This window comes from Bacillus sp. 11B20, from assembly GCF_056098985.1.
The window spans coordinates 218,751-232,827 of sequence record NZ_JBLZWZ010000005.1 but is presented as its reverse complement, the minus strand read 5'-3'; the positions used below and the strand labels follow the sequence as shown (position 1 = coordinate 232,827).

The 14,077-nt window shown below is 45.9% G+C and carries 2 protein-coding genes; both read right to left on the bottom strand.

The window, feature by feature from the left end; genetic code table 11:
• Nucleotides 1-4 precede the first annotated feature (4 nt).
• Nucleotides 5-10,138: an amino acid adenylation domain-containing protein gene (locus tag ACN6NB_RS01825; RefSeq protein WP_474253206.1), complete on the bottom strand. Its 10,134-nt coding sequence runs from the start codon at nt 10,136-10,138 to the stop codon at nt 5-7.
• Between the two features lie 63 nt (nt 10,139-10,201).
• Nucleotides 10,202-14,035 carry a non-ribosomal peptide synthetase gene (locus ACN6NB_RS01820; protein ID WP_064498652.1) on the bottom strand — a complete coding sequence of 1,278 codons (3,834 nt, stop codon included), beginning with the start codon at nt 14,033-14,035 and terminating at the stop codon, nt 10,202-10,204.
• Nucleotides 14,036-14,077: the final 42 nt, after the last annotated feature.

Below are 14,077 nucleotides of genomic sequence, written 5' to 3'. Positions count from 1 at the left end.
CCTCCTACATCCAATCCAAAATCTGAATCTTATTTTTTTCAGTCCAAACGCCGACATCACCTGTCGGATAGAGGTATTCGCCAGTTTGATGTTTGAATGGATGCGGAATTTTATGCGTCTCCATCCAATCAGCAAGCTCCCCGCAAAGTGCTTTGATATCCTTTGCGCCGATAAAAATATCTCCAGGGAATCCTATCGGCATGAGCTGATGCTCTTCGCTCAGGACATATATTTCCGTCTCACAGGAAGGATCATGCACACCTGAATAGACCTCTTCTTGATCTGGGTACAGCACACTGACTTGTGCGTTTTTCGCCCAATCGGTGATTATCCGCTCTTTTTCTTCATTCGTCACGATTGTGAAGGAAGAAAGGGGTGTCTCCATTTGTTCTGTCATCGCTTCAAGTGTGTGGATCAGCTGCTGCATCAACGATTGTATTTGCTTTTCTGTATATTGATTGAGGCGATATGTGACCCGAAGCTCCAGCGTATCTCCCGGAACTGCCACAAGGGTCAGGTCATAGTTCGTTTCTTCATGACTCGCAATGTCTACAATACGCACTCCGTATGGCTCGATAGATTCAATCGGATAGTTTTCAAACACGACAATGCTGTTAAACAATGAATCTCCATTCGGGATGTGGGTCAGCTGCTGAATATCTGGCAGTACGGTATATTCGAATTCCCGCATCTGAAAAACTGTGTCCTGCGTATGTGCCAGCAGCTTGGAAATGGTCCACTCTGGCGTGATCGGCAAACGGAGCGGCAATGTGTTAATAAAGAGCCCTGTCATGCTTTCAACCTGTGGTAAATCCGCCGGCCGTCCTGATACTGTCACTCCGAACACGACATCATCAGATCCTGAATGAAGATGCAAAAGCAGCCCCCATGCTGTCTGAATCAGGGTGCTCATTGTCACCTTCTGCTTGCCTGTCATCTTTTCGAGTTTCTCCTGCATCTCGGGCGTTAGTTTGATACTTAGCTGATCAACACCTGCATCTTCATCTGAAGCATGCCCATCGTCTCCTGGAAGTGGCGTGGCCTCCTCTACTCCTGACATATAATGTTTCCAGAACGCTAGCGCCTTCTCTTGATCCTGCTTTTGCAGCCACTCTATAAAATCTTTATATGGACGGACAGCAGGAAGATCCACCTCCCGTTCATCCACAAGAGAGCGGTACAAAGAAAAGGATTCTTCAATAAAGCTGAACAAGCTCCAGCCATCGATTAAAATATGATGAAAGCTAAAAACAAACGTGCATGTGTTTTCATCACGATGGAATAAGGCAATACGAATCAGCGGTTCATCCATATCTTCTAGTTTGAAATCCTTTAAACGATCTGTTTGCAAATATTGCTGGATGGCTTCCTTCTGATCCGTTTCACTCAGGTGGCGCACATCGTGCTGAGTGAGATGAATGCTGCCTTCTGATTGAATCAACTGAACAGGCTCCTTTAGCCCTTCCCAAGCAAATGTTGTCCGCAAAATCGAATGACGTTCCACAAGCAGATTCCAGGCTTTTTCATAGGCTGCGCCGTCCGTTAAGCCTTCGAGCGTCATATGCACTTGACCAAAGTACGCCTGTGACGCTTGATCTAATAGAGCATGAAACAGCATCCCTTGCTGCATTGGAGATAGTGGATACACATCCACTACATTGTCTGGGAGATCATCGATTTGCTTTTGCGTCAGCTGAACCATTGGAAAATCAGATGGCGTAAAACCGCCTTTTGTTTCTACACAATGCGTCAGAATATCCTCCATTTTTTCTTTGAATCGTTCAGGTAACAGGCGCACCTCTTCATACTGAAGCAGTTCACGATTGATCATAAAATTCATCTGAAGCTGACCGTTCACAACATATCCGTACACATCGATCAAATGCTGTCTTTCTGCTTTTGGATCATGTACATGTCCATTTCGTTCATCAGCTATATAAAGGTGTGTCTCACCGTCTATTTGATCTAACTGTCCAAGGTAATTAAAGCTCATCTGCGGCGCTGCCTTTTTGAGTAAACGAGATGCTGTCATGTATTGAAGTAAGCCATAGCCTATTCCCTTTTGCGGCACAGCTCTTAAGGTTTCTTTGACATCTTTGATTTGTCTCTCAACATCGGTTTGAATAAAAGGAATAAAAATAGGATAAGAGCTTGTAAACCATCCGACTGTTCGTGACAAATCCATCTGTTCAAATAAATCCTCGCGTCCGTGCCCTTCTAACGTAATAAGCAGCGGCTTTCCAACGGCTTGCGTGAGTCCTGATAAAAGTAAATCGTTTACCTCTGTTCGATACGCTTGAGATGCCTGTCTTAGTAAAATATCTGTTTGATCCTTCGTTAATTGAATAGACAGGATCTCTGCATGTTCTTCTATATTGAAAAGCGCAGGTGTTTGAAAAGGAGAACCCTCTTCCTCTTGACTGATGATATTTTGCCAAAAAGGAACCTGCTCTTGTAATTGATCGGTTTGTGCATATTCATAAAGAGCCTCTGCCCACTGCTGATAGGACGCAGTTTTCTTTGCAAGCGCGATTTCCTGCCCTGCCGCAAGCTGCTTCAGTCCATTTAATAGGTCTTCCTGTATGATGCGCCATGAGATTCCATCCATCACAAGATGATGGGCAGCGATAAAGAGTTCAGACATACCATCACTTGTGTGAAAAAGAACGGCTTTGATGACTTCCCCTCGCTCTAATGACAACGTTCCTTGACAAGCGGCGGTCTCCATGCGGATTTGTTCCAGCGCTTCCTCCTGAGAAACACTCGTCAGATCAAAGAAGGTGACACAAGGGGTGATGCCGGGCGCACGAGTGGTTTGAATCCACGAGCCATCTGCTGCTTTTGTATAAATCGCTCTCAGCATATCGTGATGATCGACAATTTTTGAGAGAACCTGTGTCAGCTGCTTGAGCTGTATGGATTGCTTGAATTCCATATGCGCAGATAAATTCCAGTAATCTTGGTTTATCAATGATTGCTCAAAGAACCATGATTGGATCGGAAGTAGACGAACTGCTCCTGTGACAGGCGACTGATCATAGAACGCAGCAGCATCTGACTTTTTCATAGCAAGTGCCAGTTGTGAAATCGTCTGTTTTTCAAATACATCTCTCGGCTGAATGACGTAGCCTTCCTGTGCTAAGCGCGCCACCATTTGTATGACAATAATCGAATCTCCGCCAAGCTCAAAGTAGTTATCATGTACGCCAATCGAAGGAGCGCCGAGCAGCTGAGTCCACACTTTTTCCAGTACACGTTCTTCCTCACTGAGTGCCTTGTCAGCCGGTTTGTCCACTTCTTCCTGTCTCCACTCTGGCGGCGGGAGACGTTTTTGGTCTACCTTGCCATTTGCCGTGAGCGGGAGTTCCTCCAGCTCTATTAATAGGCTTGGCACCATATAATCTGGCAGTATTTCTTTTAATTGATGGCGAATGTCTTGCGTGGTCACGCTGCCCTTTTGGACAAAATAACCGATCAACCGCTTGTGGCCACTCTCATGCTGATGCGGAATGACTGCACATTCTATGATGTCTTCAAAGCGCAGCATAGCGGCTTCAATTTCCCCGCATTCGACGCGGTGTCCGCGAATTTTCACCTGATGATCGATTCTTCCTAGGCAGTCGATGATGCCGTTTGGCAGCCAGCGGCCCAGATCGCCAGTTTTATATAAACGCGCTCCTTCTTGGAAAGGATGCGGGATAAATGATTGTGATGTTTTTTCTTCATCTCCAAGGTAACCGAGTGCAAGCCCTGTACCGCCTACATAGATCTCTCCAATGACACCTTGTGGAACCGGCTGCAGCTGGTCGTCTAGTACATAAGCTTGTGAATACGCAATTGGCTGACCGATAGGAACCGCCACCTGCCCCTCATCCACTGCCCGAATGTGATGCACACAGGAGAACGTCGTATTCTCAGTTGGTCCATAGCCGTTTAAAAGGCCTTCAGGTAAATACGGCAGCGCTTTACGGATATGAGCAGCTGACAAAGCATCACCACCGACCAATAAGGCATTGAATCCAGATAAAGCTTCTGGATGTTCCTCTGTTAATCGGTTAAACAGCGGCACTGTCAGAAATCCTGTTGTGATCTTGTAAGATGTCAGCGTGTCAGCCAGCGTATCCATTGATAAAATCGTATTTCGATCGGTCAGTATCAGCCTTCCTCCGTTGAGCAGGGCTCCCCATATTTCATACGTAAAGGCATCAAAGGAAAAGCTAGCGATTTGTAAAATACGCGTATGTTCATCAAGGGTGACATAATCTGTTTCACATACAAGCCGAATGACCGCTTGATGCGGAATCAAAACCCCTTTTGGCTGACCGGTTGATCCTGATGTGTAATTGATATAAGCGAGTCCATCAGGTTTGAGGGCAGCAGGTTGGAGTTCTCCCTCCGATAAAAACTCTTCATATCCCTGATCAAGACAAATGAGCTCGGTTTGACTGATCGAGACTTGTTTCAGCCATTCATTTTTTGTTAGTAACAGCTGAATACCTGTATCCCTCAGCATATAATCAATTCGTGCATCTGGATATTCAGGATCAATTGGGACATAGGCCCCGCCTGCTTTCACAATCGCCAGCACCCCAAAAATCATTTCAGGCGACCTGTCGATCAGCAGCCCTACTGGTTCATGCGGCTTCACTCCTCGCTGCTGCAGATAAGCGGCAAGCCGATTGACTTTCTCTTGTAACTCCTGATACGTCCACTGGTCTTCCCCAGATTCGAGGGCAATCGCATGAGGTGTCTTTTTCACCTGTGCTTCAAACCGTTCTGTGATGAGAAGCGGGCCTGCTGGTTGTTCTGTTTTGCCGCTCCATTCATAGAGCAGCTTCTGCTTCTCTTTCTCTGGCAGATAATTCATTTGTCTGATCGGCTGTGCTGGATTTTCACAAATACACGCAAGCAGCTGTTCGTAGTAACGAAGGAACCGTTCCATCGTGTCGTCAGAAAATAAGTCTGCATCATACTCTAGTTTTAATTGAAGACCTTCCGCCCCTTCAAAAACAAACAGGGATAGATCAAACTTGGCCGTATCGTTATCTTCAATTGCTAAAACGGATGTCGCCTCACCCATCGGTGATGCTTCAAGAGGCAGGTTTTGCAGAACGAACATGACCTGAAACAGCGGCTGCTTTCCAGCCTCACGTACAATATTCAGTTCATCTACGACCATCTCAAACGGCACATCTTGATGTGCATAGGCACCCATTGTTGTTTCCTTCACTCGCTCTAATAGCTCTGTGAAAGCCGGATTCCCGCTATGATCGATCCGAAGTGCCAGCGTATTCACGAAAAATCCGATGAGCTGCTCCATCTCCGTCCGATTTCTCCCGGCAATGACGGATCCAATGACAAACTCATCCTGTGAAGACAATCGATGCAGCAAGGTAGAGAAAGCCGAAAGTAATGTCATATAAAGGGTGCTATCTGTTTTCTTAGAAAGAACCGCCAGCTGGTCTGATAACGGCTTCGACAAGCGGTATTTTTTCGTTTTTCCCCTATAGGATTGAACGGCCGGACGCGTGTAGTCATACGGCAGCATCAACTCTTCCACAGGTACCGCAAATTGCTCCTTCCAATAGGAAAGCTGCTTCTGAAGTGTTTCTCCCGTCAAATACTCCTTCTGCCATAGTGCGTAATCTGCATATTGAATTGGCAGTGGTGAGAGATCAGGCTCCCTCCCCTCGATCATCGCTGTATACCATTCGGATAGCTCCCTTGCGGCAATGCCAATCGACCAGCCATCTGACACGATGTGGTGAATGGACATCAGCAGCAAATGATCTGTTTCTGACAGCCGAATTAATTTCGCGCGAAAAAGTGCATCTTGCTCTAAGCGGAAAGGTGTGCCCGCTTCTCTTTTCGCCCATTCAGCCGCTTTTTGTTCTTTTTCTTCCTGTGATGCCAGCTCTGATACATCTACCACCTCAAGCGCTGGAAGAGTCATATGCTCATGTATGATCTGTACCGGTTCATCGCCGTTCATCGCAAAGGATGTTCTGAGCGATTCATGCCTTTGCACCATTTGCTGCAGGCTGTGCTGAAGCACCTTTACATCTAAAGGTCCATTCATCCGAAAGGAAATCGTATTATTGTATAATGCTAGATCGGGCTGTAATTGATAGAGAAACCACTGTCTTTGCTGAGCATAGGACATCGGAAGCTCCTGACCCTTTTCTATTTTCCGTATCGGAATCGCTTCATCGGCTTTGGCATATGAATCAATCCAGTCCGCTAACTCTCCAAGTCTCGTATGCTCAAAAAGAACGGCGAGCGGCACGTCAAATCCCGTTTTCTGCCTAACAGCTGACAGCATTTGCGTTGCCTTGAGCGAATGACCTCCGAGTAGAAAGAAATGATCACCACAGCTGATGTTTGAAACATCAAGCAGTTCGGACCAAATGCGCGCCAAGAGTTTTTCCGTCTCAGTTTGAGGTGCTCTGTCCTCTGAACCCTGTCCACTTTCCTCTATTAATTCATTGAAATGCACTTCGTCCGGCATCCCATCCTCTGTTTCTTTCCAGTATTCTTCAGGATAGAGATGTACGGAACATTCCCCAGATAGACGAGACTGTATACACGTATAAATGGACTGATACAGCCTTTCTTCAATAGCCGTTGTTTGATCAGTCTTGAAAAAGACATATACGGCCTGTTCTGTTTGAATATCCCCCTGTATCATTTCTTGAATATCCTGCTTCGATCGATCCAACCCGATATAAATGAGAGGAGTATCTGTCATCAAGCATGCCAGCATTGTTTGAATGCCTGCCCGCTTTGGAATCGGGAGGTAGCCTCTTTCTTTTAGCATGCCTTTGATCATTGAGCCTTCACTCATTCCCGTCTCATCCCACATACTAAAGCTAAAGCAATACGGCTTTACTGTAGAGGTGAGCCTCTGATAATGAGCAAATTGTTCAACGAACTCATTGGCCGCGCAATAAGCGCCAACGGTCATCCCGCCCTTTAACGTTCGAGCTGACGAGCTAGAAAGGAATAAGACATTCTGCCGTTTAGAAGCTGCTTCATGTAGCGCAATCGTGCCATATACCTTCGCTTCGTACATCGCATGTAATGACACAGACGTCATGTCACGAAGCAGCTCTTCTTGAATGATGCCAGCGAAATGAATGACGCCATGCAGCCTTTTGCCTAAAGCTGCCTCCTGTTTTGAGATCAAGGCTTCTATGGCTTTTGCGTCAGTGATGTCCACCTTTTCATAAAGAACTGTGCCACCGCGCTTTTCCGCTAATTTCTCAAGTGAAATCAATACGTCTTGCTGCTCCACAGATAAAGCCTCTCTCGCCTTTCTTCCAACCAGCACAAGATGCGCTTGATAGGATGTCAGCAGGTGCTCACTCAGCAACCGCCCAATGCCGCCAAGCCCGCCTGTTATCACGTAAAGCCCGGATGATTCAAACGGCGGCTTCTTCCTCCTTTGTTCTTTTTCCAGATGAAGCGGCGTTAAAAGAGGAGTATAACGAACACCTTCGCGATAAGCGGCGATATGATGGCTTGTGTCATGTGTAAGCTCTGTCATAATCGATGATGCATGAGAACGACCAGCAGCTGATTCTGCTAGAGAAAAATCAAGACACCGCACCTTGATAAACGGCCATTCATGCTGAACAGCTGTCATCAATCCTGCTGTCGTTGCTTTCTCCACATCATGTGTTTGATCTTCCGGCAAATTCATCGCATGAGCAGAGATAAAGGTGATCTCTACTGGCTCCTCATAGGCAGCGATCGCTTTTGTTACATATAATGCACTCATGCTGCCAGTTTTCTGCGCTTCTTTTGCAAACGCTGCATGAAGTGTGTCTTCTTGAGTTGTGTAGTTCCAAAGGTGAATGATTTGTTTCACCGAAACGCCATACGAACGGAGCGTCTCAAAGAGTTGTTCGTAGTCAGACGGCCGATTCGGGTGGATGATGAAGTGTGTATGTGTGAGTTGTGTGAATGCTTGACCCGGTTCAACCGTAATATAGGTTTCTTCATTGCTTGAAAGGGATCTCAATTGATCTGCCAGTCCTAATGTATCTGCAAAGATCACCGTGTTCCCTAATGTTTGTTTTTGAGCTTCATGGAGCGGAGCAGGTATCCACTTCTTTTGTAAACTCCAATCAGGCAAGGTGTGTTCATTTTCAAGTCTGATGTCCAGCTCCTTGATGATTTCATCGAATTCGCCTTCCTGCCATCGCTTCTTGAGCTGTGCCCTCTCTATTTTTCCAGAGCTTGTTTTCGGAAAGGCATGCTTCTGGACAGGGATCACGCGCGATGCAGATAGCCCCATTTTTGTTGCAATTTGGGATTTAATATTTTGACTTGCCCTCATGATATAAGAAGGTTCATACAGCTTCGGTGTAAAAAAGAGAATCAGCTCGTCGGATGCAGATGCTTCCATCCGAGCGGAACAAGCGGCTACAAAGCTCGTTTCGACGCCGGGTACTTCTTCTGCAATGACTTCAATTTCATAGTTGTGATAATTTTTCCCGTTGATGATGATCATGTCTTTTTCTCTACCGGTTAATGTCAGCCTTCCTTCGTGCAGGAAACCTAAATCCCCCGTGTGGAACCAGCCGTCTGTTTGAAAAACTTCTTGATTCGCTTCGTCATTCTTGTAATAGCCCTTCATTGTCGTCGGCCCTTTAATTTGCACACTGCCAATATGATCTTCGGGAAGAAGCTCATGCTGATGGTTAACGATACGAATCGTAATACCCGGAATTGGTCTTCCCAGCTCTGTAAAGCTGACGGTTCCTGTCTCCCGTGCCTCCGCTGGTCTTAGCTGCTCTGTGAGTGATGTTTCCTCAAAGGTTAGAACCCCGCTGCTTTCATCTCCCCGCTCTATCGCAAAAGAGAAGACAACGGCTGAAGAGATTTCAGACATGCCGAATGCTGGTCTAATGACGTCTCCCTTTAAGCCATGTGGAGCCAACAAGTGTAAAAATCGTTGAATCGTCTTCGGTACGACCGCTTCTGCCCCATTGATCATACAGGTCATAGCAGAAAGATCCCAAGATCCTGACGAGATGTCTTTCTCATAATCATTGATCATCGCAAATGCGAAGTTAGGCGCCCATGTCTTCGTTGCACGGTAGCGGTCCATCCAGTCAAGCCAGCGCAGCGGCTGAGCGATAAAATCATCTGTTCTTGCCCGAACCTGCTCACAGCCCGTGTACACATTGACAAGGTGAAACATCACAATACCGCCAATATGATCTAAAGGCATCCAGTCTAACGACACATCCTCTTGTGTAAACCCGTTGGCTGCCACTGTTCCTTTGACATTCGCCAGCACGCTTCGATGAGAATGTTCTACGCATTTGGGCATCCCTGTGCTTCCAGACGTTAAGATAAAAAAGACTGAATCATCCGGTGACGCTGGATAAGCTTCTCTATCTCTTTCTAAAGAAAGCATCGGCTCAACGGCTGCGACACGTAACTTGTCTGTATGCCACAATAAAGCTAAGCCTTGCACCTCATCAACCAGCGAGTCATCTGTTAAAATGAGCGGATGCTCCAGCAGGTTCCACGCATGATGAAGCTTCTTCACGGAGGCATTCATTTCCCGATAGGTCGGTGCGGCGGACACTAGTGTTGGAACAAATCCGCCTAACACACACGCCCAAAAGGCTGTTACCATCGCATGATTGGATGAAAACTGAAAGAATACAGGATCACCCGGTTCAAGTCCTAACGCCCTCAAACCTGTCAGAACCCGCTCGGCGTCCTCCTTTAACTGCGCGTAGGATTGTGTGAGTTCATTTTCACTATTGACGATATAAGTCAGACCATTTTTCGTTTTTGCCGCCTCTGTTAAGGCGTCCTGCAAGGTTTGGGCTCCTGCCTTAACATCTAGATCCCCTCCATAGGAAAGGGCGGGCGGCATGTCCGCTAAAGCAGGGGAAGCCATTTGCGTCTGTATCGATTCAGCTGCGGCCTCCTGCTCCATGTGATTGTCGAGAAATAAATGAGAGAGGTGATATGGCCGCGGTCGAATGGTTTTTTCATGAGAAAAAACAGCGAAGCGTTCGATTTCGTTGGTTTGTAAAATCGTTCTCTGTACATCTTGTAAAATCGTATCGATTGATTCATGTACATTTGATTTATTTATAATTGATGGTTTCATATGAGTTCCTTTCCTTTTTTGACAGGCAGGGCTGCCAATATGCACCCCTGCCTGAACTAAAGTTTACAAAACGGCTTCTCTATTTTTTTGATTCACGATCTTTTGGATCAGCTGGGCATTTTGGGCTGCACATTCTTTGTTTTTGAACATGTCAGCGTGTTGACCGTAGCCTTGATAATAGCGATAAGCACCGGTCGTCGCCTTTTCCCAATGATCCATCCAGTCTGGAATCTCAATTTGCTCTTTTGATTGGATGAAATCAATATCTGCTTGTATCTTTCCTTGATTCACCCCCTTAACAAATGTTTCATAATAAGCCCGCGTTTTTTGAGCAAGCGCTTCTTGAACGAGCTCTTCTTGGGCAAGTTCACTTTGCTTTGATTGATGAACAATCGCTGCGATATCGTCCTCGATGGATCGTCCTTCTAAATCACTTTCTCCAATTTTCTTATAGGAATCGATCATGATGACCTTTTCCACCGTCCGCCCTGCTTGTTCAAGCGTTTGAACGAGATCAAAGGCCAGATAGCACCCGCCAGAGTAACCCATCAAAGTCAGCGGCCCTTCAGGCTGAAGGTGCTGAATATGCTGAACGTATTGCGTCATGCGGTGATCAGCTTCAATAAAATCAAAGGCGATCAAACGAAGACTATCGAGCGTTTTGGCAGCTTCCTGATAGATAAAGCCATAGCCGGGTAATGGCGGAAGAGCAAAGACTGTTGGCGTTTGAGATTCATTGAATACAAGATAGCCGGCAGCTTCATGATCCTGCTGTTGAATATAACGGCTCATGGCTTCAATTGTAGGCGTCTCAAACAACAAGTGAATAGGCACCTGAACATCGAATTCCTTCGACACCTTTGATAAAAGCGACATCGCTTTTAAAGAATGTCCTCCAAGCTCAAAGAAATGGTCATCTGTACTGATATCATCTCGTTCAAGCACTTCACGCCACATGACAAGCAGCTTTTGTTCTACCTCATTTGCCGGAAGCTTCACATGGCGGTTTCCTTGAGGCGCTTCTGGCTTTGGCAGCTGACGTTTATCAACTTTTCCATTTGGTGTCAGCGGCATTTTCTCAAGTCTGATCAGCTCATGAGGCTGCATGTAAGCCGGAAGTTTCTCCTTCAGCCCTGACTTGATCACATCAACTTTGTCCTTCCACTTCTCCTCACATGTCATATAGGCGAGCAGTCTTGTATGCTGCGAGCCATGCTGATCCGTTATAAGGGCAGCTTGCTTTACGCCTGGATGCATGAGAAGGTGGGCTTCAATTTCTGTCAGCTCAATTCGGTGGCCGCGAATTTTCACCTGATCGTCCACTCTGCCTGCATACTCAATCAGACCGTCTGCTCGAAAATAAGCCAAATCTCCCGTACGATACAGCCTTTCTCCCGTAGCAAATGGATGTGTGATAAAGGCTTCTTTTGTCAGATCAGGACGATTCAAATACCCCTTCGCAAGCCCTTTGCCGCTGAGACAAAGTTCTCCGACCATTCCAATCGGCTGAAGCTGTCCTTGCTGGCTCAATATATAAGCACCCGTTTGGTTAATCGGCTTTCCGATTGGAATAGAATGCGCTTCTATCGGCGGAGCTTCATCTACAGGATAATAGGTGGCAAAAACGGTTGATTCGGTTGGGCCGTAGACATTGATTAGTCTGCCTTTTCCCATGACATCAAAGGCTTTTCTCACATGCTGTACAGATGCACGCTCCCCTCCGAATAACACCTTGCGCACACTGTGCATCCAATCGGTTTCTTCATCAACGAGAAGATTAAATAAAGCAGTTGGAACAAACATGACAGAAATGCTTTCTCTTTTAATGAGCTCCGTCAGCTCATGCATATCTAAAATGGTGTCTTTTTTCGGCAAGACAAGCTTTGCCCCATTTAAAAGCGCACCATATACATCAAAGGTAAAGCCATCAAATACGCTGTTGGATAGCGACAGCAGTGTGTCTGTTTCTGAAATGGTTAAGTAGTTCGTATTTTTAACCACCCGGGCAATATTGGAATGGGTTGTCATGATGCCTTTTGGCTGACCCGTTGTACCTGATGTATACATGATATATGCCGTATCGTGTAAACCTGCTTCTAGCGGCAGATTCTCTGAGCTCATAAGTGAAATTTCCTGATCATCTGCAAACAGATACGTACCAGTAAACCCGAGTCCCTTCGCCTGACCAATAAAGGATGAGTGAGTCAGGAGATGCGTCGCTCCGCTGTCTTTAAGCATGTATTGAATGCGGCTTTCTGGATAATCAGGATCAATTGGCACATAGGCTGCGCCTGCTTTTAAAACAGCAAGCAGACTGACAATGAGTTCAGGTGTTCGATCGGCTAAAATGGCGATGACCGTTCGATGTTCAGTCCCATTTTTTTGCAAATGCCTTGCCAATCGATTGGCCTGTTCATTCAGCTCGGCATATGTCATCGTTTGCTCTTCTGCTGATAGTGCCACTGCATTTGGCTGTTTGCCCACATTATGCTCAAACCATTTCGATAAATATAATTGGTCATGCTCAAGCTCAGGTGCATTCCATTCCTCAAGAATCTGCTGTTTTTCCTGCTTCGTGACGAGCGGGAGTGTATGAACCGATTGATCGGGATGCTTGACCGCCTCATTTATCAATAGACTGAGCTGTTCCTTTAACTTGTGAACAAATTGAGGATCAAACGCTCTTTTGTTAAAGGCCAGCTTCAATAGCAATTCTTCTCCAGGCGATGCGAGCAGATTGAGATCATAGTTTGATTTTTCATAGACATTCATGTTCTCCACCGTGAACCCTAACCGTGCCTCTTGCTCGTCCTTCTTTGCGGCTGGGACATTTTCAAACACGACAATATGATCAATGAGCTGCTGCTGACCTGTCTTTGCCTGAATATCATAAATGGGAATATATTGGTGCGGCTCGGCTGCCAGAGACTGCTGCTGTGTTTCTGACAGGAGTGCACGAAATGTCATGTAATCTGTCAGCTGAATTCTTCTTGGTATGACATTGATGAACAATCCAACCATCCTGTCAACGCCAGCCAAGTCTGCCGGGCGTCCTGACACAACTGTTCCAAACAGCACATCATTTGACCGCTGATACCTGCTCAGCAGAACCGACCAAACGGATTGAAGCGCACTGCTTAACGTCGCATTTTGCTGCAGCGCTAACTCTGACAAAGCAGCCGTTTCTTCTTTGCTCATGGACCATTCAATTTCGCCTAATTCATGTTCATTCGTTTGTTTTCGCTGTTCTTTAAAGGTTGATTGTCCATCAAACCCTGCTAATGATTGCTGCCAATATTGAAGTGATGCTTGTTTATCTTGTTTTTCCAGCCACTTTATATATTCTTTATATGGTTTGACCGGTTCTAGCTTATAAGGAACGTCATGTAAAAGTGCATGGTAAATCGCAAACAACTCCTGCACCACAAGTCCAAAGCACCAGCCATCCAGAAGGATATGATGATAGCTCCATATCCAGCGATAGCTGGCAAAACCCGTTTGGAAAACAGATGCCCGCATGAGAGAATCCTTCGAGAGGTCAAATCCTCTCAGCTGATCCTGTTGTTTGAATTTCTCGATACGTTCAAGCTGTTCGTCTTCAGAAAGATCTTGCAAGTCCACAACATCAAGTGTAAAAGGACGCTCCTTTAGCACAACTTGGACAGGGCGCTTTACTTTTTCGTGGAGAAACACGGTACGAAAAATATCGTACCGCTCCACGATGATATTCATGCTTTTCTCAAGTAAGTCATGATGCAGTGTGCCCTTAACGTTCATATCCATTTGCTCTACATAGAAGCCCTTTTCTTGATGATGGAGGGTATGAAACAGCATTCCTTCTTGCATCGGTGACAGATAATACATGTCTTGAACTTGATCCCTTTTAAATTGACTCATCTATTTCATCCTCCCTTCCTATTTTTATGACTGATCTCGTGT